General features: G+C 68.9%; 18 protein-coding genes and 1 tRNA gene. 13 read left to right on the top strand and 6 right to left on the bottom strand.

Annotated features, from left to right (window positions below; genetic code table 11):
- Nucleotides 1-120: 120 nt before the first annotated feature.
- Nucleotides 121-3,591: a transcription-repair coupling factor gene (gene mfd / locus J3A66_RS17995; RefSeq protein ID WP_209570295.1), complete on the top strand. Its 3,471-nt coding sequence runs from the start codon at nt 121-123 to the stop codon at nt 3,589-3,591.
- A 12-nt stretch (nt 3,592-3,603) separates the two neighbouring features.
- Here mfd and J3A66_RS17990 read toward each other — a convergent pair whose 3' ends face one another.
- The gene (locus tag J3A66_RS17990; protein WP_042466595.1) at nt 3,604-4,029 is read right to left on the bottom strand and encodes a nuclear transport factor 2 family protein; all 426 of its coding nucleotides are present in this window, start codon (nt 4,027-4,029) and stop codon (nt 3,604-3,606) included.
- A 17-nt stretch (nt 4,030-4,046) separates the two neighbouring features.
- On the bottom strand, nt 4,047-5,732 hold the full coding sequence (locus J3A66_RS17985) for an EAL domain-containing protein (protein ID WP_245336872.1): 1,686 nt from the start codon (nt 5,730-5,732) through the stop codon (nt 4,047-4,049).
- Between the two features lie 115 nt (nt 5,733-5,847).
- Between J3A66_RS17985 and moaA the strand changes: the two genes are divergently transcribed.
- From moaA to J3A66_RS17955, 6 genes are all read left to right on the top strand, one after another.
- Complete coding sequence (gene moaA / locus J3A66_RS17980; protein ID WP_192099060.1) at nt 5,848-6,876, top strand: GTP 3',8-cyclase MoaA; 1,029 nt, start codon at nt 5,848-5,850, stop codon at nt 6,874-6,876.
- A complete protein-coding gene (locus J3A66_RS17975; RefSeq protein WP_192099059.1) occupies nt 6,873-7,652 on the top strand; it encodes an NAD kinase in 780 nt (259 codons plus the stop codon). The genes moaA and J3A66_RS17975 overlap by 4 nt, the downstream gene beginning before the upstream one ends.
- Before the next feature lie 90 nt (nt 7,653-7,742).
- Nucleotides 7,743-7,817, top strand: a tRNA-Asn gene (locus tag J3A66_RS17970).
- Nucleotides 7,818-7,972: 155 nt separating this feature from the next.
- Nucleotides 7,973-8,803 carry an aldo/keto reductase gene (locus J3A66_RS17965; RefSeq protein ID WP_209570294.1) on the top strand — a complete coding sequence of 277 codons (831 nt, stop codon included), beginning with the start codon at nt 7,973-7,975 and terminating at the stop codon, nt 8,801-8,803.
- A 7-nt stretch (nt 8,804-8,810) separates the two neighbouring features.
- Nucleotides 8,811-9,155 carry a hypothetical protein gene (locus tag J3A66_RS17960; RefSeq protein WP_209570293.1) on the top strand — a complete coding sequence of 115 codons (345 nt, stop codon included), beginning with the start codon at nt 8,811-8,813 and terminating at the stop codon, nt 9,153-9,155.
- A gap of 37 nt (nt 9,156-9,192) precedes the next feature.
- Nucleotides 9,193-10,842, top strand: coding sequence for a L,D-transpeptidase family protein (locus tag J3A66_RS17955; protein ID WP_348634078.1), 1,650 nt, complete (start codon nt 9,193-9,195; stop codon nt 10,840-10,842).
- Between the two features lie 13 nt (nt 10,843-10,855).
- Here the strand turns inward: J3A66_RS17955 and J3A66_RS17950 are convergent, their stop codons facing one another.
- Nucleotides 10,856-12,685, bottom strand: a complete 1,830-nt coding sequence (locus J3A66_RS17950; RefSeq protein WP_245336869.1) for a DUF885 domain-containing protein — start codon at nt 12,683-12,685, stop codon at nt 10,856-10,858.
- 110 nt (nt 12,686-12,795) lie between these two features.
- On the opposite strand from J3A66_RS17950, the gene J3A66_RS17945 reads away from it, so the two are divergent.
- On the top strand, nt 12,796-13,749 hold the full coding sequence (locus tag J3A66_RS17945) for a LacI family DNA-binding transcriptional regulator (protein ID WP_209570292.1): 954 nt from the start codon (nt 12,796-12,798) through the stop codon (nt 13,747-13,749).
- A gap of 8 nt (nt 13,750-13,757) precedes the next feature.
- On the opposite strand, the gene J3A66_RS17940 is transcribed toward J3A66_RS17945, so the two are convergent.
- Both J3A66_RS17940 and J3A66_RS17935 read right to left on the bottom strand, forming a co-directional pair.
- Nucleotides 13,758-15,227 carry a sugar porter family MFS transporter gene (locus tag J3A66_RS17940; RefSeq protein ID WP_209570291.1) on the bottom strand — a complete coding sequence of 490 codons (1,470 nt, stop codon included), beginning with the start codon at nt 15,225-15,227 and terminating at the stop codon, nt 13,758-13,760.
- Between the two features lie 34 nt (nt 15,228-15,261).
- Nucleotides 15,262-16,197, bottom strand: a complete 936-nt coding sequence (locus J3A66_RS17935; protein ID WP_209570290.1) for a DMT family transporter — start codon at nt 16,195-16,197, stop codon at nt 15,262-15,264.
- Nucleotides 16,198-16,479: 282 nt separating this feature from the next.
- On the opposite strand from J3A66_RS17935, the gene J3A66_RS17930 reads away from it, so the two are divergent.
- The 5 genes from J3A66_RS17930 to J3A66_RS17910 all read left to right on the top strand — a co-directional run bounded on the left by J3A66_RS17930 (nt 16,480) and on the right by J3A66_RS17910 (nt 24,142).
- Complete coding sequence (locus J3A66_RS17930; RefSeq protein ID WP_209570289.1) at nt 16,480-17,463, top strand: LacI family DNA-binding transcriptional regulator; 984 nt, start codon at nt 16,480-16,482, stop codon at nt 17,461-17,463.
- A gap of 125 nt (nt 17,464-17,588) precedes the next feature.
- Complete coding sequence (locus J3A66_RS17925) at nt 17,589-20,123, top strand: TonB-dependent receptor (protein WP_209570288.1); 2,535 nt, start codon at nt 17,589-17,591, stop codon at nt 20,121-20,123.
- Between the two features lie 13 nt (nt 20,124-20,136).
- The gene (locus J3A66_RS17920; RefSeq protein ID WP_209570287.1) at nt 20,137-21,939 is read left to right on the top strand and encodes an alpha-amylase family glycosyl hydrolase; all 1,803 of its coding nucleotides are present in this window, start codon (nt 20,137-20,139) and stop codon (nt 21,937-21,939) included.
- Entirely contained in the window at nt 21,936-22,829 is an 894-nt protein-coding gene (locus J3A66_RS17915) for an ROK family protein (protein ID WP_209570286.1), read from the top strand. Before J3A66_RS17920 ends, J3A66_RS17915 begins: the two co-directional genes overlap by 4 nt.
- A complete protein-coding gene (locus J3A66_RS17910) occupies nt 22,826-24,142 on the top strand; it encodes an MFS transporter (RefSeq protein WP_209570285.1) in 1,317 nt (438 codons plus the stop codon). Before J3A66_RS17915 ends, J3A66_RS17910 begins: the two co-directional genes overlap by 4 nt.
- Nucleotides 24,143-24,157: 15 nt before the next feature.
- Here the strand turns inward: J3A66_RS17910 and J3A66_RS17905 are convergent, their stop codons facing one another.
- Entirely contained in the window at nt 24,158-25,231 is a 1,074-nt protein-coding gene (locus tag J3A66_RS17905; RefSeq protein WP_245337142.1) for an ROK family protein, read from the bottom strand.
- Nucleotides 25,232-25,253: the final 22 nt, after the last annotated feature.

The raw sequence follows: 25,253 nt of genomic DNA, 5'->3' as shown, positions 1-25,253 counted from the left end.
AACTGTTCCCCGGCGAAAGCCGGGGCCCAGTTGGGGGGACGTCAACGATTGGCGTCGGAACCGAGTTACACCTGCCTTCCCAACTGGGCCCCGGCCTTCGCCGGGGAACGAGAAGCGAATATGCCAGATCTGAACACGATCCTCTCCGCGACCACCCCGCTGACCTTGTCGGGCGTGCCATCGGGGTTCCAGCCGTCGCTGCTTGCCGACCTCGCCCGCGCCGCGAAGACGCGCGCGGTGTTCATCGCCCCCGATGATGCGGCGATGCGCGCGATCGCCTCGACCGCGGCCTATTTCGCGCCCGATCTCGAGGTGCTGAGCTTCCCCGCCTGGGATTGCCTTCCCTATGACCGCGCCTCGCCGACCCTGCGGATCATGGCCGAACGCGTCGCCGCGCTGCACCGCCTGCAGGCCAAGCCCAAGGGCCCGCAGCTCCTGCTCACCACGGTCAACGCGGCGACCCAGCGCGTCCTGACCCCCTTCCGCGTCCGCCAGCTCGTCGCCCGCCTCGCGCCCGGCGAACGGATCGGCCGCGACACGCTCGCCACGTTGCTCCAGGCGAACGGCTATGTCCGCACCGACACCGTCCACGACCAGGGCGAATATGCGGTCCGCGGCGGGATCGTCGATCTCTACCCGTCGGGCGAGGACCATGCGCTGCGTCTCGATTTCTTCGGCGACGAGATCGAGAGTGTCCGTACCTTCGACGCCGCCGACCAGCGCACCACCGGCCGGATCGACGGCTTCGTCCTGCTCCCCGCCTCCGAAGCCCTGCTCGACGAAGAGTCTATCAAGCGCTTCCGCACGCGCTACCGCGACGCGTTCGGCGCGACCGCGACGGGCGATCCGATGTATCAGGCGATCTCGGACGGCCGCCGCATCGCCGGCATGGAGCATTGGCTGCCGCTGTTCGAGGACAAGATGGCGACCTTGTTCGACCATCTCGGCGGCGACGACGTCGTCGTCCGCGACAGCGGGGTCGGCGCCGCGGCGGAGAGCCGGTTCGAATCGATCACCGATTATTACGCGAACCGGCGGCGCGCCGAAGCCGCGCAGCCCGGCAGCTATCGTCCGCTGGGTGCGACCGCGCTCTATCTCGACGCGTCGCACTGGTCCGCCGCGCTCGACGCCGCCACCGCGCATGTCGTCACGCCCTTTCACGAGCCGACCAGCGCCACCGTGCTCGACTTCGACGTCGACGGCCCGCGCGATTTCGGCCCCGAACGCGCCGCGCAGGCGAACATCTACGAAGCCGTCGCCGATCATGTCGAGAAACTGCGCAAACAGGGTCGCAAGCCGATCCTCGCCAGCTATTCGATCGGCGCGCGCGAACGTCTGGGGAGCCTGCTCGCCGATCACGGGATGAAGGGCGGCAAGCACGCCGAAACCTGGCAGGAAGCGCTCGGCGTCGCGGATACCGCCAAGAGCTTCGGCGTCGCGCTGGTCGTCCTGCCGCTCGACCACGGCTTCACCGCGCCCGGCGTCGCCGTCCTCACCGAACAGGACATGCTCGGCGACCGCCTCGTCCACCGCAAGAAGCGCAAGAAATCCGCCGACGCGTTCCTCGCCGAACTGGCGACGCTGACGCCGGGGGATCTCGTCGTCCATACCGAACACGGCATCGGCCGGTACGAGGGGCTGACCTCGATCCCGGTCGGCCAGAGCCCGCACGACTGCGTCGCTCTGAGCTATGCCGGCGGCGACAAGCTCTACGTGCCCGTCGAGAATATCGACGTCCTCTCGCGCTACGGCTCGTCGGAGGAAGGCGCATCGCTCGACAAGCTCGGCGGCGAAGGCTGGCAGCGTCGCAAGTCGAAGATGAAGGAGCGGATCCGCGAGATCGCGGGCGAGCTCATCGCGACCGCCGCCGAGCGCGCGCTGCACCCCGGCGACGTGCTCGAACCCGACGCCAGCGGCTATCCCAGCTTCGTCGATCGCTTCCCCTATGAGGAGACCGAGGACCAGGACCGCGCGATCGAGGAGGTTCTCGCCGATCTGTCCGCGGGCAAGCCAATGGACCGGCTCGTCGTCGGCGATGTCGGCTTCGGCAAGACCGAGGTCGCGCTGCGCGCGGCGTTCGTCGCGGCGATGGGCGGCAAGCAGGTCGCGATCGTCTGCCCGACGACCCTCCTCGCGCGCCAGCACTACAACAACTTCGTCAGCCGGTTCGAAGGCTTCCCGATGAACATGGGCCGCCTCTCGCGGCTCGTCACCGCGAGCGAGGCGAAGGCGACCAAGGAGGGGCTGGCGAACGGCACGATCGACGTCGTCATCGGTACGCACGCACTGCTGGCGAAGAATATCGACTTCAAGCGGTTGGGCCTCGTCGTGGTCGACGAAGAGCAGCGGTTCGGCGTCACCCACAAGGAGCGGCTGAAGGCGCTCCGGGCCGACGTCCACATGCTGACGCTGACCGCGACGCCGATCCCGCGCACGCTGCAGATGGCGATGTCAGGCATCCGCGAGCTGTCGGTGATCCAGACCCCGCCGGTCGATCGCCTCGCGGTGCGCACCTACATCATGCCGTTCGATCCGGTCGTCCTGCGCGAGGCGCTGCTGCGCGAGCATTATCGCGGCGGCCAGAGCTTTGTCGTTACCCCGCGCGTCGCCGACCTGCCCGAGATCGAGGAGTTCCTGCGCGAACAGGTTCCCGAGATCCGCTTCGTCGTCGCACACGGCCAGATGTCGCCGACCGAGGTCGAGGAGCGCATGTCCGCCTTCTACGACAAGAAGTTCGAAGTGCTCGTCTCGACCACGATCATCGAGAGCGGGATCGACATCGCGTCCGCCAACACGATGATCGTTCACCGCGCCGACCGCTTCGGCCTCGCCCAGCTCTATCAGCTACGCGGGCGCGTCGGCCGTTCGAAAACGCGCGCCTATGCCTATCTGGTCACCCCGCCCGAGCGGCAGATGACGGTGACCGCCGAGAAGCGGCTGAAGGTGCTGTCCGATCTGGATTCGCTCGGCGCCGGGTTCCAGCTGGCGAGCCACGATCTCGACATCCGCGGGGCCGGCAACATGCTCGGCGACGAGCAGACCGGGCATATCAAGGAGGTCGGCTTCGAACTCTACCAGGCGATGCTCGAGGAGGCGATCATGGACGCCAAGTCGGGTGGTCTCGCCTCCGCACGCCCGAAGGACTTCTCGCCGCAGATCACGGTCGACGCACCGATCCTGATCCCCGAGGAGTATGTCCCCGATCTAGACCTCCGCATGGGGCTGTATCGCCGCCTGAACGAGCTCGAAGAGGGTCAGGAGATCGAGGCGTTCGCCGCCGAGATGATCGATCGCTTCGGCCCGCTGCCCGACGCGACCGAGAACCTGATCAGGGTCATCGAGATAAAGCTGAACGCGAAGCGTGCCTGCGTGTCGAAGATCGACGTAGGGCCCCGCGGCGTGCTCGTGTCGTTCCACAACGACACCCCGCCCAACATCGACAAGCTGCTCGCCTATGTCGAACGGCTCAACGGCGTCGCGCGGCTGCGGCCCGACAGCAAGCTGGTGCTCCAGCGCGCCTGGGGCGATCCCAAGGCACGGCTGCACGGTGCGCTGCAATTGTCGAAGGGGCTGGCAAAGGCGGCGGGCTGAGCGCCGCCGCGCTCAGCTGCTGTGATCGGCGACGATCTTCCATGCATCGCCGCGCCGCTCGAACAGCAAGGTCGTCATCCCCGTCTCGGTCGAGGTCGCGCCGGTCAGTGTCCAGCGCGCGACCAGCAGGGCATGCGTCGGATCGATCCCGCGCAGCTCGGCGGGAACGAAGCTCAGCTGCCCCCGGCTATTGCCACCACCCGTGAAGCTCGGCGCATAGCGCGCTGTTATTGCGGCCTTTCCGCGCACCAGACCCTTGGGCGTCACGAACACCGCATCCTCGGCATAGACCGCGACGAACCGGGCGAGATCGCCCGCATTCCACCCCGCCGCGCTCGCCGCCATCGCTTCCCGGATCGCCACCGATGCGGGTGCCCGGTCGGGCGCGGCCAGCGCGGGCGTGACGGCGATCGTCGCCGCAGCAACCGCGACGATCATGGCAGATCCTGCCCGGCTCATGTCCGGGTCACCAGTTCGAGCAAGGCCGCGTCGCCGACCGGCTCGGACAGCAGGAAGCCCTGATACAGGCTGGCCCCGCACGCTGCGAGCAGCTCCAGCTGCTCGCGCGTCTCGACCCCCTCGGCGATCACCGACAGGCCGAGCGACCGCGCCATCGTGATCGCGCCGGCGACGACGACCCGGTCGCGCGGGCTGCCGCCGATGTCGTGGACCAGCGCCTTGTCGATCTTCACATAGTCGAGCGGCAGGTCCTTGAGATAGGCGAGGCTCGAATAGCCCGTGCCGAAATCGTCGATCGCGACGCGGCACCCCGCCCCGCGCAATTCGGTGAGCAGCGTCGACGCGCTGGCGAGATCCGCGATCAGCCCGGTCTCGGTGATCTCCACGGTCAGCCGGCCGCGTGGAAAGCCGCTATCGTCGACCCGCGCGAGGAACAGCGTAGCGAAGCCGGGCCGCGCGATATCCGCTGCGGTGAGGTTGAGCGACACGCGCAGCGTCGCCAGCGCCTCGGGCCATGCCAGCGCGCGTGCCAGGACCAGCCGCTGGATATGGTCGGACAGCGCGATCCCCAGATCGGCGCGGTCCGCGGCCGCGAACAGCGCATCCGCGCCCAGCGGCCCGAGCTTGCGGTGATCCCAGCGCGCGAGCGCCTCGACGCCCGTGATCCGTCCGCTCGCAATCTCGACCTGCGGCTGGAAGCGGATGTCGATCTCGTCGAGCTCGATCGCGTGATGCAGGTCGATCGCCAGCGCATCGAGCGACATGTCGTGCGCCGCCGATGCGATCTGCAGCATCGCCCCGTCGCTGGTCTTGGCCTTGGCGAGCGCACCGAACGCGCGCCGCATCAGCGTCGCGGCACCGTCCACGGGATCGCTCGGATCTCCCGGCTGGTGACTTGCGACACCGAACCGGCAGCCGAGTACCGCCAGCGCGTTGGCGACCGCGAACGGCCGCGCCAGCGCCTCGTCGAGCGCCGCGATCAGCGCGGCGATGTCCGCAGCCCCGGCCCCGACCACGAGCGCGAGATCCGCGCCGCCGAGACGTGCGACGCGCGCCGCGCCTGCCATCGCCTCGGCCGCGACCACCTCCGCCCGCTCGACCGCGACCTCGATCAGCGAATCGACCGCGGGCCGACCGTGCGCGGCGTTGACGATGTCGAGCCGTGACAGCGAGACGAGCACGACGGAGACCGGCTGTCCGTCACCGATCCGCGCGGCGATCCACTGCTGCGCGAGGTTCGGATCGCGGCCGAAGCGTGCGCCGGCCATCGCGTCGCGGCGGTCGACGATGCCCGGCCGGCCCGGCGCGCGCGTCACATGGCGCGCCGCGAAGCGCAGCGACTGGATCAGTTCGCCGTCGCTCGCCGGGTCGATCAGGAAATGCGTCGCCCCCAGCTCGAACACGCGGTCGAGCGCCGTACAGTCGCGGCGCGACAGGACGAATAGCAGCGCCCCACCATCCTCGGCGACCCGGGGGGCAATCGTCTGCGCCGCCGCCAGCCCCTGCGCGATCGCCCCGCGCGCATCGATCAGCACGACCGGCGCGCCGCTTTCGACATAGGCCGGGTCGATACCGCTGGCGGTCGCAGTGACCACCGCATCCCAGCCGCAAGCCACCGCAATATCAGCGATCTCCGCGAAGTGACGGAACGAGCATGCGAACAGCATCGTTCTGTTCAGCATGTCCTTTGTATCCAGTGTGGCCGGTGTCATCGCCGACAACCTAGCCACCCCATCGCCCGTCGCCAATCCTGGAACGCACTTGCCGCTCGACACTGCACCACCTAGCTCTGTTGCTATGGCGTCTCACTCCCCTTCGAGCCACTCCGCAACCGTCAATCGTCCGCTGGTCGACCGGCATCAGCGGACGATCAAATATCTGCGGATATCGGTCACCGACCGCTGCGATCTGCGGTGCCGCTATTGCATGTCCGAGGCGATGACCTTCCTCCCGCGCGCAAAGCTGCTGAGCCTCGACGAGATCGCGATCATCGCCGAGCGGTTCATCGCGCGCGGCGTGACCAAGATCCGTCTCTCGGGCGGCGAGCCGCTCGTCCGCCGCGACGTCGGCGATCTCGTCAAGCGACTGGGTGGCAATCTCGGCCGCGGGCTTGAGGAGCTGACGATGACCACCAACGGCACGCGGCTGGCGGAGCATGCGCCGGCGATGGTCGATGCGGGCATCCGACGCGTCAATGTCAGCATGGACAGCCGCGATCCCGAGCGCTTCCGCTACATCACCCGGCACGGCGACGTCGCGCAGGTGATCGGCGGCATCATGGCGGCGCGCGATGCGGGGCTCGCGATCAAGATCAACATGGTCGCGCTCAAGGGCTTCAACGAGGACGAGATCGCACCGATGCTCGCCTGGTGCCGTGACGAGGGGTTCGACCTGTCCCTGATCGAGACGATGCCGCTCGGCGCGATCGACGAGGATCGCACCGACCGCTTCCTCCCGCTCACCGGCGTGTTCCGCGATCTCGAGACCCGGTTCCGGCTCGAGCGCGATTCGTACAAGACCGGCGGACCGGCGCGCTACTGGAATGTCGACGGCACCGGTACGCGGCTCGGGCTCATCTCGCCACTGACCGCCAATTTCTGCGAAGGCTGCAACCGCGTCCGCCTCACCACCGAGGGCAAACTGTACCTGTGCCTCGGGCATGATGATCAGGTCGACCTCAAGGGTGCGCTGCGCGACGGCGGCATCGCCGGGCTCGACGAGGCGATCGATGCTGGCCTCTACGCCAAGCCCAAGCGGCACGACTTCCGCATCGGCGAGGGCGAAGGTCCCGCGGTCGCGCGTCACATGAGCGTCACCGGCGGGTGACCGACTATGTCCGCCGGGCGCTGGTAGCCTCCGCCACCCCGCCGGCACAGGCCGCCGCCGCCCAGCTCGCCGATCTGGGCGACTGGGTGGAGCCCGAGGAGGCGGATGTCGTCATCGCGCTCGGCGGTGACGGGTTCATGCTGCAGACGCTCCATGCGATGCTGGAACGGCGCAAGCCCGCGGTCCCGGTCTTCGGAATGAATCTGGGTACCGTCGGCTTCCTGATGAACGAGTGGCGGCATCACGGCCTCGAAGACCGGCTTTTGCGCGCCAAGCCGTTCAAGGTCACGCCGCTCAGCATGACCGCGACCGGAATCGACGGACGCACCCTCACCCTCCCCGCGATCAACGAGGTCTCGCTGCTGCGCGAGACGCGCCAGACCGCCAAGCTCGAGGTGACGGTCAACGACCGCGTCGTGCTCGCCGAACTGGCCTGTGACGGCATCCTGGTCGCGACGCCCGCGGGCTCGACCGCCTACAACCTCTCCGCGCAGGGCCCGATCCTGCCGCTCGGTTCGGGCATGGTCGCGCTGACGCCGATCAGCCCGTTCCGCCCGCGGCGCTGGCGCGGTGCGATCCTGCCCGACAAGGCGCGGATCGGCATCCGCGTCCTCGACCCCGGCAAACGCCCCGTCTCCGCGGTCGCCGACCAGCGCGAGATCCGCGACGTGGCACAGGTCGACATCTGCATGGACCGTGCGCGTGAACTCACCCTGCTCTTCGATCCCGAGCATGCGCTCGACGACCGCATCACGATGGAACAGTTCGCAGCATAGCCCCGGCCCCGGCGCAATTTGTTGCAGAAATCGACAAAAACCGGGTTGCATCGTCCAACTGGCCGTTTATAGAGCCGCCTCCGGCAACGTTCCCTGATAGCTCAGCGGTAGAGCTCTCGACTGTTAATCGAGTGGCCGTAGGTTCGAATCCTACTCAGGGAGCCATTTTCAAGCCGCGAGATCTCGCTTCTGGCGAGACGCCCCGCGCCAGACCGCGGCAAGATCCCCCGATACACTATTTGCAATACAACCTTCGCGGCACGCATCCCGCGCGTCCGACCGGCGTTGACCCCTGACGACCAGAGCGATTGGGGCAGACGATGAAATCGGTGATTCTCCCGGGCGGCGAGACGGTGCCTGCCCTGGGCCAGGGAAGCTGGATGATGGGCGAGCGCGCCGATCGTCGCGAGGCCGAAACCGCTGCGTTGCGCGCAGGCGTCGAGTGCGGGATGACGCTGATCGATACGGCGGAGATGTACGGCGAGGGCGCCGCCGAGACTCTGATCGGTGATGCGCTCCACGACGTCCGCGACACGCTGTTCCTCGTCAGCAAGGCCTATCCCCAGAACGCCTCGCGCGACCGGCTCGTCGCCGCCTGCGAGGCGAGCCTTGGGCGGCTGAGGACCGACCGGCTCGACCTGTATCTGCTGCACTGGCGCGGGTCGGTACCGCTCACCGAGACGGTCGAGGCGATGGAACGGCTCAAAACCGCGGGCATGATCCGCCACTGGGGCGTCAGCAACCTCGATACGCAGGACATGGCCGAGCTCGATGCGGCGGGCGGACAGGGCTGCGCGACCGACCAGATCCTGTACAACCTGACGCGGCGTGGTCCCGAGCATGACCTGCTCCCCTGGCTCGACCGTCACGACATTCCCGTCATGGCCTATAGTCCGGTCGAACAGGGCCGGCTCCTCGCCGATCCGGCACTGGCGCGGATCGCCGGGGACATCGGCGCGACGCCCGCGCAGGTCGCGCTCGCCTGGGTCCTGCAACGCCCCGCGACGATCGCGATCCCGAAGGCCGCGAGCGTCGCGCATGTCCGCGAAAACCGGGCGGCCGCTGATCTCCTGCTGTCGGCCGAGGATCTTGCCGCGCTCGACACGGCCTTTCCCCGCCCGCGGTCGCCGCAGCCGCTCGCGATGCTGTGAGCGCGGCATGACCGGCAGCACGCCCCCCAAGGCCTATCCGACGACCCCCGACGGCCGCTATTTCGTCGTCCGCGGCCGATTGTGGCGGTGCGCGGATCCGTCGCTGCCGGAAGCCGATCGTGCCGAGTTGGTGCGGGCGCTGATGGCGGCGCGACGCGCGGTCGGCGTCGCCAGGCGTCGGGACGATGCCGAGGCGGTCGCCACTGCACGTGCCGACGTCGACGCGGCCAAGCATGGGCTCGGCGAACGCGGCCCGGTCTGGTGGCATGACGGGTCGCCCGACTATAACCGCCACATGGCCGCCAACACCCCCTATGCGGCGTGGTTCGCGGGAATTTCGCCGTCGATCTGAGCCGATGCGGCGACTGGTACGTTCAACAGGGATGATAGTGACGACCCTGCGAGCCCGGCTCGCGTCCGGCGCGATGCCGCTTGCACTCCTCCTGACGAACGGCGCCGCCGCTGCCCAGCCCGCCCAGACTGCGCCGAGACGCGCCGCGCCTCCTGCCAAGCCGAGTGCTGCACCCGCTGCGATCGGCGGCGTCGTCATCAGCCGGCAGGCGGTGACGGACGCGACCGTCCGCGCGGTCTACACCAAGTCGAAGTGGCGTGCGGTCTGGTCGGATGCAGACGTCGCGGCGCTCAACACTGCACTCGGCGACCGCAGCCGTCACGGGCTCGATCATGTCGCCTTCCTGCCCGACCTGCCCGCCGACGCGGCCCCGGCGGATATCGACATCGCCCGCACGCGCGTCGCGCTCGCCTATGCCGGCGCGCTGGCAAGGGGCCGCGTCGATCCGGCGACGCTTCATCAGGTCTATACCCTGCCGCGACCCAGTGTCGATCTCGCCACCGGGCTGGTCGCCGCAATCGCGCGGCACAAGGTCGACGACTGGCTCGAAAGCCTCGCGCCGCAGGATGCCGACTATCGCCTGCTGTCCGATGCCTATCGCGTCTTCAGCGAGAAGGCGCTCACCGCACCAGCCGGCCCGGCACCGCTCGAGGCTCCCGCCCAGACGGGCGCGGCCGCGCTGATCCGCGTCGGCACCCGCGATCTGCGCGTTGCGACGATCGTCGAGCAGCTGGTAGAGAGCGGCTATCTCCTGACGCCCGGCCCCGTCGCCGCGCCGACGCTGGCGCAATCCGCCTCGACCATCGCCGGCCTCCAGCCGGCCACCCCGTCCAGCGCCCTGGTCTATACGCAGGCGATCGCCGACGCGATGAAGGGGCTGCAGACCGATTACGGCATCGCCGCGGACGGGATCGTCGGGCCCGAGACTCTGAAGGTCCTCAATCTCGGACCCGGTGACCGCGCGCGCGCGCTCGCGGTGGCGCTGGAGCGGCGGCGCTGGCTCGAGCGGACGCCCCCGGCGACGCGGATCGACGTCAACACCGCCGCCTCGCAGCTGCGCTATTACCGCGACGGCGTGCTCGTCGATCAGCGCAAGGTGATCGTCGGCGAACCCGGTCGCGAGACGCCGGCCTTGTCGTCACCGATCTATCGCCTCGTCGCCAATCCGACCTGGACCGTGCCCAAGTCGATCCAGAACGGCGAGATGGCCAATGTCGACGACGCCTATCTGCAGGAGCACAACATGGTCCTGCGCGACGGCTGGATCGTCCAGCAGCCCGGTCCGAGCAATGCGCTCGGCCTCGTCAAGTTCGACATGGCGAACGATCAGGCGATCTATCTGCACGACACGTCCGCCCCCGGGCTGTTCGACCGCAGCCAGCGGCATCTGAGCCATGGCTGCGTCCGCGTCGAGGATGCGATCGGCTTCGCGCAGATGCTCGCCGACGACCAGGGCGTTACCGAGGCATGGCAGACCGCGCAGGCGTCGGGCGAGATGCAGTTCGTCCCGCTGCCGCGCCGCATCCCGGTGCGGCTGCTGTACGAGAATGTCTATGTCGGCGACGCCGGCAAGGTCGCCTTCCGTACCGATCCCTATGGCTGGAACGATCCGGTCGCCGAACAGCTCGGGTTCGAGCGATCGGCGGCGCGGCGTGCCGAAGCCCGCGACATCGATATCGGCCCGTGAGCGTGGGGCGCGACTAGCCCCTGCTAGCGGCGATGTACCGCGTGACGTTGCCGGTCAGCACGTCGAGCGGGACGTTGCCGCCGGCGAGCACCGCCTGGTTGAAGTCGCGCACGTCGAACCGCGTGCCCAGCGCCGCCTTGGCGCGGGTCCGCTGCGCGACGATCTCGGTCTGGCCGATCTTGTAGCCACAGGCCTGACCCGGCCAGGCGCAATAGCGCTCGACCTCGCTCACCGCGTTGCTCATCGGCAGTCCGGTCGCGGCGACGAATTCGCGCAACGCCTGCTCGCGCGTCCAGCCCATCGCATGGATCCCGGTATCGACCACCAGCCGTACCGCGCGCCATGACAGCCCCATGAAATAGCCGAGCCGCCCCGCCGCATCGCCGTCATACAGGCCGAGCTCGTCGGCAAGCTGTTCGGCATAGAGCGCCCAGCCCTCGGTATAGGCGTTGAACGCCAGCACCGATCTGATCAACGGCAGCTGCTGCGCATATTCCCCCTGCCAGACATGCCCGGGAATGCCCTCGTGGAACACCAGATCGGGGATCGTGACGCGGTTGTGGATCGTGGGGTCGCCCAGATTGACCCAGATCTTGCCCGGGATCGATCCGTCGAGCGCGCCCGGACCGCCATAGGCGGCGGGCGCCCCCGCCTCCTGCGCGAGCGGCATCCGCCGGATCTCGAGCCTGCCCGTCACCAGCGTGCGGAACGCCTTTGGCAGGCGCGGGCGGATCGCATCGATCCGCCCCTGCATATAGGCGACGATCTGCTGCCTGCCGGCATCGTCGTTCGGAAAGGCGATGTCCGGCCGACGCTGCAATTCGGCCGCGCGCTCCGCCACCGTCCCCTTGGTCAGCCCGAAGCCCTTGAGGATCCTGTCCATCTGCGCCTGCAGCTCGACGAGCTGCGCACGCCCCAGCGCGTGGATCTCCGCCGGGCTCCGCCGCGTCGTCGTCCCCGCGCGCAGCCCCCAGCCATACCAGGCCGCGCCATGCGGGCGCGATCCCAGTCCGGCGACGTCGGTTGCGACCGCGCGCTGCGCGGTGAGTTCGGCGATCTGCCGCTCGAGCGCGGGGATGACCGCATCGCGCACGATCTGTGTCGCACGCCGGGTCCAGTCGCCGGGGATCGCCTGCGTCTTGCGCGCGAGCGGCCCGATCAGCGGACCATCGACCGCCGCCGCCTCGGCCAGCGTACGCCGCATCCCGGCCAGCGTCTTGTCGAGCAGGAAGCTAGGCGGCACCAGGCCCTGCTCGCGCGCGGTGCGCACCCTGCCCGTCTCGTCATCGAGCTGCTTCGCCATCGCCGCCACGCGCGCGAGATAGGCCTCGGCATCCGCCGCCGTGCGCAGCGGCTGATCGCCGTCGAGCAGCTGCGGCACGTCCAGCCACGCGCCGACATTCTGGATGACGGCATAGGGCGTGTTGCGCCAGTCGCCGATCGTCGCGACGCCGTAAGGAAGCGCCATCCCGTCCAGCGCGGTCTGGAACGCGCTCTGCGTCACGGCGATGCTGGTCAGCGTCGCCTGATCGATCCCGTCGCGCGGCAGCCGGCCGAGCGCCGCCAGCCCATCGGTCAGGACGCCTCGCCGCGCCGCGATGCCCGCCGGCGACCGGTCGTCGAGCTGCCCCCGCAACGCCGCATGCGCCCCGGTGTCGAGCCCGAGCCCGGTCGCCTTGCCGGGATCGAGCGTCAGCAACTGCCACGCGAGCCGGTCGAGAAGAGCCGCCGCGTCGGCGGATGCCGGCAAGCGGCCGGCAGTCTGTGCGGAGACGGGTGCGGCGGCAAACGTGGCCGCGATGCCGGCAAGCGCGTCGCGGCGGCGGAACAGGGGTTGGTTCATCCGCGAAACATGGACGCGGCATCCGCCGCGGTCAAACGCGCCGCCCTGCCATCACGGTGGACAAACACCCGCCGCCGCCTAGAGGTCGGCGAGGAAGAGGGCTGAAACACGTGACGATCGGACTGAAGGACATCGCTGCACGCGCAGGCGTCTCGATCGCGACGGTATCGCGCGTCCTGTCGGGCAAGCCCGTCCGCCCCGCCTATCGCAGCCGCGTCGACGACGCGCTCGCCGCGCTCGATTATCGCCCCAATCTGGCGGCGCGGCGGCTGCGTTCGACGCGGGCGAGCGTGATCGGGCTGATCGTGCCCGATATCGGCAACCCGTTCTTCGTTGCCTTCGTCCAGGCGGTCGAGGGCTATGCCTGGCGCGAGGGGCTGCGCGTCATCCTGTGCAACAGCGGCGAGGATCCCGCACGCGAACGCCATTACCTGCAATTGCTCGAGGACGAGCGCGTATCGGGCATCATCCTCGCCCCGACGCGCGCGGGCGGCGTGCCGGAGACCGCGACGCCGCTCGTGCTGGTCGATCGCGTCGAGGGAACGCCGCAGGTCGACAGCGTCCGGCTCGACAATGCCGGCGCGGCGGGCGCGCTGGTCGACGCGCTGCACGGATCGGGCTGTCGGCGGATCACCGGCCTGTTCGGCGAGCGCGGCAGCACCGCGGTCGACCGCCGTCATGGCTATGCGGCGGCGCTCGACCGCCACGCGCTCCCCGCGCAGATCATCGACGTCCCGCATGAGCCCGCGGCGCGGGCGGCCTGCGTGCGGACCGCGCTCGCCGACACCGCCTGCGACGCGGTGCTGGTCGGCGACACGTTCCTGATGCTCGAGGCGGCGGTCGTGCTGCGCGCGCGCTCCGATCCGCAGGCATCGCCCGTCCGGCTCGCCGGGTTCGACGACGCCGCCTGGCTGCGCCTGCTCGACGCCGCGCCCCTCATCGTCGAGCAGCCGGTCGACGAGATGGCGCATGCCGCGCTGGCGCTGCTCGTCGAACGCATGACCGGGGCGCGGGGCGACGTCGTCCGGCTCGTCTTCACCGGGACGATCGTCAGCCCCGCCTGAGGTTCAGGTCAGGCGGCGGCGGCGATCGCGGTGTGGCCGCGCGTCGGGCGAAACCGGCCGCTGCGCAGCGCAGTCTCGATATCCTCAAGGCTCGCGCCCGCCGTCTCGGGCACGAAGAACAGCACGAACACGAACGACGCCAGATTGACCCCGGCATAGACCCACATCGTCGAACCCAGCCCGATCGCATGGACCAGCGACAGCGCGGTCCCGGTGACGATCAGGTTGCTGCCCCACAGCATCGCCGCGTGAAGCGCGGTCGCGGGGCCGCGCATCGCCAGCGGAAACATCTCTGCACCGAGCAGCCAGCCGCACACCTGGATGCCACCCGAATTGAAGAGCATGAACGCCAGCAGGAAGCCGATCGTCAGCCAGCCCTGCCACCCGCCATGCGCGCCGCTGGCGAACATGATGCCGAGCCCGATCAGGCTGACGACCGAGCCCGGAATCATCACCAGCATCAGCCGCCGCCGCCCGATCCGGTCGACGAACAGACAGCCGAGCAGCGTCATCACCGCATAGACGATCGCGACGCCGAGGCTGGCGAGCAGCGCCGACTCCTTGCCGAACCCCACCCCCGACAGGAAGGTCGGCGCGTAGTAGATCATCATCTCCAGCCCGCCGCACTGGGTGAAGAACGCGACGCCCAGCGCCGCGATCAGCGCCGGTCGCGCCCAACTCTGGCGAATGCCGCGCCAGCCGCTATCGGCCGGATCCGCATCGGTCGTCGCATCGCGGATCTGGGTGACTTCGTGGCGGATCTCGCGGCGTGTGGTCCGCACGCGGCGCAGCACGTCGATCGCGGCGTGGATGCCGATATTCTCCGCGGCCCAGCGCGGGCTGCGCGGCATGAACGCCATCGCGACGAAGACGATCGCAGCGGGAATCGCCGCAACCGCGACCATCGTCCGCCAGCTCCAGACGTCGTGCAGGCCGAACCCGACGACGCTGGCGAGCAGGATGCCGACGCCGATCGCGACGTTGAACATCGTCACCAGATTGCCGCGACGATGCTGCGGCGCGAGTTCGGAGATGTACATCGGCACGACCTGCGTCGATCCGCCGACCGCCATGCCCAGGAACACCCGCGCGGTGATCAGCGCGCCGACGCTCGGCGCCATCGCACAGGCGATCGCGCCCAGCGTGAACAGCGCGCTCACCCCCATCACCGACAGCTTGCGCCCGATCCGTTCGGACAGCCAGCTCGTCGCCAGCGCACCGATCACCGCGCCCGCCAGGATCGCCGCGGTGACGATCTCCTGCATGCGGTGATCCAGCCCGAACTCGTCGGTGATCGACAGCAACGCCCCCGATATGATCCCCGTGTCATAGCCATAGAGCGCGCCGCATACCGCGGCGACAAACGCTGCGGTGCGCAGCACCCGGTCGCCATTGGCATAGGGTTCGGGAATTCTCGGCTCGTTGCGCGCCGTCAGGCTGCGCCGCGTCAGGGATGGGGCGATGCTGTGATCTGTCAAAACGTGGAGGACTCCGTGGTCGTTGAAAGGCTGTTCAGCGCGGGCGCAGCGCGAAGCGGCGACGCCAGGACGGCAGGCGGATCTGCTCGCGCGCCCAGGTCAGCAGGCCGGCGCCGATGATGACGGCGATGCCGGCAAAAGTCGGCAGGTCGACGCTCTGGTGAAACACGGTGTAGCTGAGCGCGACCGCCCAGATCATCTGGCTATATTGCGGCGGCGCGATCCGGCTGACCGCGACGCGTTGCGCCGCCAGCATCAGCAGCGCCTGGCCGAGGATCGCGAGCAGGCCATAACCGGCGAGCAGGACCATCTCGGCCCCGTCCGGCCAGCGGAACGCCTGCAGCCACAGCAGTGCCGCGCCGTTGATCACCAGCGGTCCGATCAGCCCCGCGCCGAGCATCGACACACGCTTCTCGCCCGCGCCACCGGCGCGAAACAGCACGATGACGATCGCACTCGACAATGCGCACAGCATCGCCGCGCCATGGCCGAGATCGAATGCGCGCAGCCCCGGACGCAGCACCATCAGCACGCCGACGAAGCCGATCGCCACCGCCGCCCAGCGCCAGGCACCGACCTGTTCCTTCAGGAACAGCATCGACAGCAACGTCACCAGCATCGGCATCAGGAAGATCAGCGCGAACGCCTCGGGCATCGGCAGCCGCGTGAAGGCGACGACGCTCGACAGGCCGCTGATCGACGATCCGATCGCGCGCGCCAGCCATAGCGAGCGTCGCGTCGCGCTGAACACGTCGAGCAGGCGGTCGCCGGGCGTCCGCACGAAGGGCAAGGCGACCAGCCCGAGCAGCGCGCCGGTGAACGTCACCTGGAACGGACTGAACGCGCCTTCGAGCAGCCGTACCGACGCGTCGCTGAACGCGAAGGCCGCATAAGCCAGGAAGGCCAGCGGCACGCCGCCGATGGCCGCCAGACGCGCACCATGGCTCTGAATGGTAAGTTCGATGCTCAATTGCGTCTCTCGGGCTGGCGTGGACGGTGACGACTCCCCGGAGCCGCGGGCACGAGCGAACGCCGCCACCGCCCCGACGTCACCTTATGGCGGGGCGGCACACTGCTCTGTCGCTTTGCGTATCCCGCTCCTACCGACAGCAGGTGAAGGACGCAACAGAAAACGTTTTCTGTTTTAGCCCCCCGTCGTAAGCACCCCGCTTCGATCGCGCGCAATTGCGGCTTGGCGCGGCTGACGGTACGACCGGGCGATCACCCGTGACGATGAGGATATCCTATCGCAATGAAGCTCGCCGATCTGGCCGTGCTCGCCGGCGTTTCGACCGCAACCGTGTCACGCGCCCTGGCCGGGCATTCGTCCGTCAATGCGCAGACCCGCGCACGTATCCAGGCGCTGGCGCAGGAACATGACGTCCGTCCCAACCAGCTCGCGCGCAACCTGCGGCTGAAGAGCACCGGTGCGATCGGACTCGTCCTGCCGCTCGGCCATGCCCGCACGCAGCATCTGACCGATCCATTCTTCCTGACCTTGCTCGGGCTGCTCGCCGATCTGCTGGTCGAACGCGGCTACGACATCCTGTTGTCGCGGGTCATTCCTGACGGCGACGACTGGCTCGACCGGCTGGTCGACAGCGGCCGCATCGACGGCCTGCTCCTCGTCGGCCAGTCCGACCAGGGGGCGGTGATCGAACGCGTGTCGCAACGCTATGCGCCGCTGGTCGTGTGGGGCGCGTACCGGGCGGACCAGAACCATCTGACGATCGGCTCCGACAATATCGCAGGCGGCCGACTCGCGGGCCGCCGCATGATCGACCAGGGCCGGTCCCGTCTGATGTTCGTCGGCGACCCCGCCCCGCCCGAATTCGCCGATCGCTTCGCCGGATTCGCCGCCGCCGCCGCGGAGGCGGGGCTCCCCTGCGAGCTGCTCGAAACGCCGATGACCCCGGAGGCCGTGCACGCGGCGATGGCGCAGCGGCTCGCCGCCGCGCCGCCCCCCGACGGCATCTTCGCCGCGTCCGACGTCGCCGCAATGAGCGTGCTGCGCGCGCTCGCCGAAGCCGGGATCGACGTCCCCACCACCACCGCAGTGATCGGCTATGACGACGTCACGCTGGCCGCGCACACCTCCCCCGCGCTCACGACCATCCGCCAGGATCTCGCCGAGGGCGCCGCGCTGATGGTCGATCGCCTGATGCAGCGGATCGCGGGCCATGCGACCGGATCCGCGATCGTCACCCCCGTCCTGATCGAGCGCCAGTCCGCCTGAACCGCTCCGCCTGCGCTGATTTCAACACTTCGCAATCGATTGCATAACGCGCCTTGCAATCGATTGTGAAAAGCGTATGAGGCGATTCTGGGCTTCATAGAAAGCCACCGCGCAGGGAGGATATCATGAAAGCACGTTACATTTTGCTCGCCGGAATCGCCGCCACGTCCTTCGCGACGGTGGCCGCAGCGCAGACCACGCCCATCCAGGACACGCCCGTTCAGGCCGCACCCGCACCGGGCGATCAGCCAGTCGACACCGCCGCGACTCCAGCGCCGATCGACGGCCAGGACGACATCGTCGTCACCGCAGTCGCGCGCGGCACCAACCGCCTCAACACCTCGATCACAACCAGCTCGATCGGCTCTGACGCGCTGATCCAGCTCGCGCCGCGTACCTCGGGCGAGCTGTTGCGCAACCTGCCCGGCATTCGCGTCGAAGCCTCGGGCGGTGACGGCAACGCGAACATCTCGGTCCGCGGCCTGCCGGTCGCATCGGGCGGCTCGAAGTTTCTCCAGCTCCAGGAAGACGGTCTCCCGATCCTCGAATTCGGCGACATCACCTTCGGCAATGCCGACATTTTCCTGCGCGCCGATTTCAACGTCCGCACCGTCGAGTCGGTCCGCGGCGGCTCCGCCTCGACCTTCGCGTCCAATTCGCCGGGCGGGGTGATCAACTTCATCTCGAAGACCGGTGAGCAGGAAGGCGGCGCGTTCCAGCTGTCGAGCGGGCTCGACTACCGCGAATTCCGCGTCGATTTCGACCAGGGCGGCAAGCTCTCGGACAGCGTCACCTATCATGTCGGCGGCTTCTACCGGATCGGCGACGGCCAGCGCGAAGTCGGCTTCGACGGCGCCAAGGGCGGCCAGCTCAAGGCGAACATCACCAAGTCGTTCGGCAATGGCGGCTATGTCCGGCTCTACGGCAAGTATCTCGACGACCGCGCGATCGGCTATCTCCCCAACCCGGTGCGCGTTACGGGCAGCAACAGCGACCCCGATTACAGCAGCATCGCCAATTTCTCGATCAACAACGGCACGCTGCACAGCGCCAACATCCGCACAGTGCAGACGCTCGACGGCAACAACCGGCTGACCACGCGGTCGATCCGTGACGGCCAGCACCCGGTCGTCTATTCGGCGGGTCTCGAGACGCAGATCCCGCTCGCGGACGACTGGAACATCGTCGAGCGGTTCCGCTACGCCGACATCTCGGGCGGTTTCACCTCGCCCTTCCCTGCCAGCGTCGATTCGGCGCAGTCGATCGCCAACGGCATCGGCGGCGCGGGCGCACAGCTCTTCTACGCCAGCGGCGCGCAGACCGGTCAGCGCATCGCTGACCCCGCCTCGCTCAACGGCAACGGCCTGCTCGCCAACATCGTCCTGTTCGATGTCGACCTGAAGAGCCTCAACAACATCACCAACGACATCCGCCTGAACGGTTCGCTGCCGTTCGCCGGCGGGTCGCTCGCGGTCACCGGCGGCTTCTATGCCTCGCGTCAGGACATCAAGAGCGACTGGCTGTGGACCTCGTCCGTCCAGACCGTCGCGGACAATGGCCGCTCGGAACTCGTCGACGTCCGCACCGCGGCGGGCGTGCCCGTCACGCAGAACGGCGTCCCCGGCTATTCGGCGAGCTTCTTCGGCAATTGCTGCCGCCGCTCCTATGACCTCGACTACACGACCTACGCACCGTTCGCGCAGCTCGGGCTCGAGCTCGGCCGGTTCAACATCGACGGGTCGCTGCGCTACGATTTCGGTCGCGCACGCGGCAGCGTCGCCGGCTCCGATCTCGGCGCCGCGTTCGGCAGCGGCATCACGACGTTCGACATCAACGGCGACGGCGTGATCTCGGCGGCCGAGCGTCAGGTCGCGGTGATCCCCAACGTCCGCTCGCCGCTCGACTATAACTATGATTACCTGTCCTATTCGGGCGGCGTGAACTTCCGCCTGACTGACAGCACCGCGGTGTTCGGTCGCTACAGCCGCGGCGGGCGTGCCAATGCCGATCGCCTGTTGTTCGGCCCCTCGATCAACACCACGACGGGCGGGCTGACCGACCAGGGCGCAGCGGTCGATTTCGTCCGCCAGCTCGAGGGCGGGTTCAAGTTCCGCCAGGGCGGCGTCTCGCTCTACGCCACCGGCTTCTGGGCACGCACCGAGGAACAGAATTTCGAGGCGACGACGCAGCGCTTCTTCAACCGCGAATATGACGCCAAGGGCGTCGAGATCGAGGGCCGGATCGCACGCGGACCGTTCTCGCTCTCGGCCGGCGGCACCTATACCGATGCCGAGATCACCCGCGACGTGCTCAACCCCGGGGTCGAGGGCAACCGTCCGCGTCGCCAGGCCAAGTTCATCTATCAGGCGACGCCACAGGTCGATTTCGACCGCGTGACGATCGGCGCGAACGTGATCGGCACCACCGACAGCTATGCGCAGGACAACAATGTCCTCAAGATGCCGGGCTATACGCAGGTCAACGCGTTCGTCTCGATCCGCCCGGCGGACAATGTGACGCTGTCGGTGAACGGCAACAACCTGTTCGACGTGAAGGGCATCACCGAAGCCGAAGAGGGTGCGATCCCGACCAACGGCATCGTCCGCGCGCGGTCGATCACCGGTCGCACGATCTCCGCCGCCGTCCGCTTCGGCTTCTGATCGGCTGACCCAGGTGCGCGTATCCTCCCCCACCGAGCGTCGCCTCGCGGCGCTCGGGCCCCGCCTGCGCCGCCAGCTCGAACGCCTGTATGGCAGTACCGGGCTGGCGATCTGGCCGCGGCTCGAGGCGATCCTGTGCGAGCGGGCTGCCGAACGCCCCGCCGCGATGGCTGCCCTCGACGAGGCGCGGCTCGCCGACCCCGACTGGTTCGTCGCGCCCGACATGCTCGGCTATTCGACCTATGTCGACCGCTTCGCCGGGACCGTCGAGGGTCTGATCGGGCATGTCGACCATCTCGAATCGCTCGGTGTCCGCTATCTCCACCTGCTCGCGCTGTTGAAGGCGCGCGAGGGCGACAGCGATGGCGGCTTCGCGGTCGCCGACTATCTGTCGGTCGAGCCACGGCTGGGAACGATGACCGATGTCGAGCGGCTCGCCGCACGACTGCGCGAGGGGCGGATAAGCCTGTGCGTCGATCTCGCGCTCAACCATACCGCGGATGATCATGCCTGGGCGCAGGCGGCGCGCGACGGCGATCCGCATTACCGCGCCTTCTACCACGTCCTTGGCGACGACGAGGCGCAGGCCTATGAGGCCGATCTGCTGCAGGTCTTCCCGACCACCGCACCGGGCAATTTCACGCCCGTCCCGGCGATGGGTGGACAGGTCTGGACGACCTTCTACCCGTTCCAGTGGGACCTGAACTGGGCCAATCCGGAGGTCATGCTCGCGATCGTCGACACGATGCTGCGGCTCGCCAATCACGGGTTCGAGGCGTTCCGGCTCGACTCGATCGCGTTCCTCTGGAAGCAGCTCGGCACCGATTGCCGCAACCGGCCGCAGGCACATTACATCGTCCGCGCACTGCGCGCCGCGCTCGACATCGTCGCCCCCGCGACCTTGCTCAAGGCCGAGGCGATCGTCCCGACCGCGCTGGTCCCGCCCTATTTCGGCGCGGACGAGGGGTCGGACTGGGATGGCGGGTTCGAGCCCGAATGCCATCTCGTCTACAACAACTCGCTGATGGTCGCCGGCTGGGTCGGGCTCGCCGAGCAGTCGGCCGCGCTGCCCCACGCGATCGTCGCGGCGAGCGGCGGCTTGCCACGCGGCGCGAACTGGCTCAGCTATGCGCGCTGCCATGACGATATCGGCTGGGGCGCGGTGATCGGCGACCTTGCCGGGATCGACCCGGACCCGGTCGCGCGGCTGACCATAGCGGCGAAGTTTCTCGACGGCGCGGAGGGCAGCTGGGCGCGCGGCGAACCGTTCCAGTCGGACGGCTCGGTGCTGCACGGCTCGAACGGGACGATGGCGTCGCTCGCCGGGCTCGAGGCCGCGCGGACCGATGAGGAGCGCGAGCATGCGTTCCGCCGCATCGCGCTGCTCAACGCGCTGTCGATCGCCAGCGGCGGACTTGCCACGCTCTATATGGGCGACGAGGCCGGCCTGCTCAACGACCACAGCTATCGCGACGATCCCGATCGCGCGCATGAGGGGCGCTGGCTGCACCGCCCGGTGATGGACTGGGATGCGCTCGACGGCGCCGCCGCCCGGCGGATCTCCGGCGACATCAGGGCGTTGCGCGCCGCGCGCATCGCCAGCGGCGGGGCCGGCGCGCCTGCGACGATCGCCACGTCGACGCCCGCGCTGCTCGGCATCGCCTGTGGCAGCGACCGCGTCTTCCTCAACTTCTCGCCCCATGCGGTCCGGGTCGGCGATCTCGCCGGCCGGCACGACCGGGTGGCGGATACCCCCATCGGAGACGACGCCATGATCGGTCCCTGGAGCGTGCTTTGGGCAGGACCCTCGGCATGACCGCCGCCCCGCCGCTGTTCGGCTGCATCGAGGCGGGGGGCACCAAGTTCGTGCTCGGCGTCGCGCGTGATCCCGACACCGTCATCCGGACCGCACGCATCCCCACCACGACGCCCGACGAGACGCTCGCCGCCGCGCTCGAATTCTTCACCGCGGCGCAAGCCGAATGGGGTGCATTCGACGCGCTCGGCATCGCCTCGTTCGGCCCCGTCGATCTCGATCGCTCGTCACCGGGCTGGGGCCGGATCGTCGACACACCCAAGCCCGGCTGGAGCGGCACCGACCTGGTCGGCCCGTTCGCCCGCGCGCTCGACTGCCCGGTCGGGTTCGACACCGACGTCAACGGCGCGATCCTCGCCGAAAGCCTGTGGGGCGCCGCCACCGGCGCCGACATCGCGGTGTATGTCACCGTCGGCACCGGCATCGGCGGCGGTGCGCTGGTCGAGGAACGCCCCGTGCATGGCAGCCGCCACCCGGAAATGGGGCATATCCTCCCCCGCCGGCATCCCGACGACCGCGACTTCGCCGGCACCTGCCCCTTCCACGGCGACTGCCTCGAAGGACTGGCGAGCGGACCCGCGATCGCCGCGCGCTGGGGCGCGTCACTGTCGGAGCTCGGCCCCGATCATCCCGCGCATGACATCGTCGCCTATTATCTCGCCCAGCTGGTCGTCGCGCAGCAGGCGCTGCTGTCGCCGCGGCGGATCGTCCTCGGCGGCGGCGTGCTGGGAACCCCCGGGCTGCTCGACCGGGTTCGCGATCACGCCGCGCGGATGGCGAACGGCTATTTCGGCACCCCCGATTATGCCACCCTCATCGTCGCGCCGGGACTTGGCGACCGCGCCGGGCTGCTCGGCGCACTGGCACTCGCACAAAGGGCGCGTCGATGACCAAACCCCGTCTGTCGCTGATCCGCCTCATCGAGATGAATCTCGGCTTTCTCGGGCTGCAATTCTCGTTCGGCCTGCAACAGGCCAACATGGCGCCGATCTACGGCTATCTCGGCGCGGACGAGGCGAGCCTGCCGCTGCTCTGGCTCGCGGGGCCGGTGACCGGGCTGCTGATTCAGCCGCTCATCGGCGCGATGAGCGACCGCACCTCGACCCGGATCGGGCGGCGGACCCCCTATTTCCTCGTCGGCGCGGTGCTGTGCAGCCTGTGCCTGCTCGCCATGCCGTACAGCCCGACTTTGTGGGTCGCCGCCAGCCTGTTGTGGGTGCTCGACGCCGCGAACAACGTGACGATGGAGCCCTACCGCGCCTATGTCGGCGACCGACTGCCCGATGATCAGCGTGCCGCGGGGTTCCTCACCCAGTCGGCGTTCACCGGCCTTGCGCAGACCTTGTCCTATCTCGCGCCGTCGCTGCTCGTCTGGATCGGCTTCAACAAGGATGCGGTTGACGGCAACGGCATCCCCGATATCACGCGGATCGCCTTCCTGATCGGCGCGGTACTGTCGCTCGCGACGATCCTCTGGTCGGTGCTGCGCGTACCCGAGCTGCCCTTGCCCGAGGAGGAAAAGGCGCGGCTGGCGAAGGAACCGCTGACGCTCGGCGGCACGCTGCGCGACCTGAAGACCGCGCTGGTCGAGATGCCGCGGCCGATGCGCCAGCTCGCGCTCGCCATGCTGTGCCAATGGTATGCGATGTTCGCCTATTGGCAGTTCATCACCTTCGCGGTCGCACGCTCGCTGCACGGCACGTCGGATGCGAAGAGCGTGGCGTTCCGCGACACCGTGCTGACCGTCGGCCAGCTCGGCGCCTTCTACAATGCGGTCGCATTCGTCGCGGCGATCGCGCTGGTGCCCGTCGCCCGCCGTTTCGGTGCGAAGACGGCGCATGCCGGCTGCCTGCTCGCATCGGGCGTCGCCATGCTGGCGATCCCCGGCATCCGCGACGAGGCGGGGCTGTTCGTCGCGATGCTTGGCATCGGCATCGGCTGGGCGAGCATGATGGGCAATCCGTACGTCATGCTGATCGACATGATCCCGCCCGAACGCAACGGCGTCTATATGGGCATCTTCAACATGTTCATCGTCATCCCGATGATCATCGAGAGCCTGACCGTCCCGCTCTTCTACCAGTCGCTGCTCGGCGGCGACCCGCGCAACATCCTGTATGTGTCGGGCGCACTGATGGTGCTCGGCGCGGCCGCGACGCTGCGGGTCCGGATGCCCGCGACGGCGACGCGATCGGCGTCGTAACGGCGGGGCCGGGCGTCAGCCGACCGCGGTCGCGTGGATCGGCATCAGCGCCGCGCCGATCGTCGCGGCCGCACCCTGCAGCGTCGATACCGAGATGCGCGGCGGGACGCTGCAATGGTCGCCGATATGCATCGCGCCGAAATCAATGTGGCGGACCAAGGCGTCGAGGATCGGCGTCGGCAACGGGCTCGAGATCACGAACTCACCCGGATCGATCCAGGCGATGCCCCAGTTGATGATCGGCCCGATCTGCCGCGCGGCCCGGCGCACCCACGCATCGACGACCGGCTCATAGCCCTGGATTACCCGGTCGAAATCCACCAGCGAGTCGATCGCGCAGCCCGCCTCGCGCAACGTCGACAACAGGTCGAGCGTCGAGGGGCGCGGCGCGCTGGTCGGGTAGAGGCAGCCGATCTCCCCCGCGCTCGCCATCGCCCCGCGCAGGATCCGCCCCTCGACGATGATTCCCGCGCCGATCCCGTGCCCGAGCAGGATGACGACCGCGGTCGAACAGCGCCGCATCAGTCCCCCGACATAATATTCGGCGAGCGCCGCCGCGTTCGCGTCGTTCTCGATCCACACCGGGTGGCCGATATGCTCCTCGAACAACGCCTTCAGGTCGATCCCGCGCCACGCCGCCAGGCTGTCGACCGTCCAGCGCCGCGTTCCCTCGATCGACAGCGCCGCACCCGGCACGCCGATCCCGACGCCGAGCAGCCGCCGGCCGAGCAGCCGGTTCGCGATCGCCATCTCGTGCATCGCGGTCGTCACCCGCTGCGCGAACACGCGCGGATCGGGATCGTCGAACGGCGCGAACCGGTGCGCGATCACGCCGCCCGCATAATCGACCAGCGCCACCTCGAGCAGCCCGCGGTGGAGCATCGCCCCGACCCCGTATCCCGCCTCGGGCGAGATTTGCAGCGGGACCGCCGGGCGGCCGGGCGCGACCGGGGCCGCCCCCGGGCATTCCTCGATCAGCCCGTGCGCGAGCAGCGTCGCCGACAGCCGCGTGATCTTGGTCGCGCTCATTCCCAGATCGGCGGCGAGATCCTTGCGCGACCGTGCCCCCCAGGACCGCAGGATCTGCATCACGCGCCGCTCGTCGTCATCC

The sequence above is a fragment of the Sphingomonas sp. PvP018 genome, assembly GCF_017876865.1.
Taxonomy (GTDB): domain Bacteria; phylum Pseudomonadota; class Alphaproteobacteria; order Sphingomonadales; family Sphingomonadaceae; genus Sphingomonas; species Sphingomonas aerolata.
Note: the sequence above shows the minus strand (reverse complement) of the source record. Positions and strands in the feature narration are given on the sequence as shown.

Bases quoted from the DNA above. Each gene is read 5' to 3' on its own strand.
- mfd (WP_209570295.1), top strand. From the start codon at position 121: ATGCCAGATCTGAACACGATCCTCTCCGCGACCACCCCGCTGACCTTG.
- J3A66_RS17990 (WP_042466595.1), bottom strand. From the start codon at position 4,029: ATGATCGTCGCGGTTGCTGCGGCGACGATCGCCGTCACGCCCGCGCTG.
- J3A66_RS17985 (WP_245336872.1), bottom strand. From the start codon at position 5,732: ATGCTGAACAGAACGATGCTGTTCGCATGCTCGTTCCGTCACTTCGCG.
- moaA (WP_192099060.1), top strand. From the start codon at position 5,848: ATGGCGTCTCACTCCCCTTCGAGCCACTCCGCAACCGTCAATCGTCCG.
- J3A66_RS17965 (WP_209570294.1), top strand. From the start codon at position 7,973: ATGAAATCGGTGATTCTCCCGGGCGGCGAGACGGTGCCTGCCCTGGGC.
- J3A66_RS17960 (WP_209570293.1), top strand. From the start codon at position 8,811: ATGACCGGCAGCACGCCCCCCAAGGCCTATCCGACGACCCCCGACGGC.
- J3A66_RS17950 (WP_245336869.1), bottom strand. From the start codon at position 12,685: ATGAACCAACCCCTGTTCCGCCGCCGCGACGCGCTTGCCGGCATCGCG.
- J3A66_RS17930 (WP_209570289.1), top strand. From the start codon at position 16,480: ATGAAGCTCGCCGATCTGGCCGTGCTCGCCGGCGTTTCGACCGCAACC.
- J3A66_RS17925 (WP_209570288.1), top strand. From the start codon at position 17,589: ATGAAAGCACGTTACATTTTGCTCGCCGGAATCGCCGCCACGTCCTTC.
- J3A66_RS17915 (WP_209570286.1), top strand. From the start codon at position 21,936: ATGACCGCCGCCCCGCCGCTGTTCGGCTGCATCGAGGCGGGGGGCACC.
- J3A66_RS17910 (WP_209570285.1), top strand. From the start codon at position 22,826: ATGACCAAACCCCGTCTGTCGCTGATCCGCCTCATCGAGATGAATCTC.
- J3A66_RS17905 (WP_245337142.1), bottom strand. From the start codon at position 25,231: ATGCAGATCCTGCGGTCCTGGGGGGCACGGTCGCGCAAGGATCTCGCC.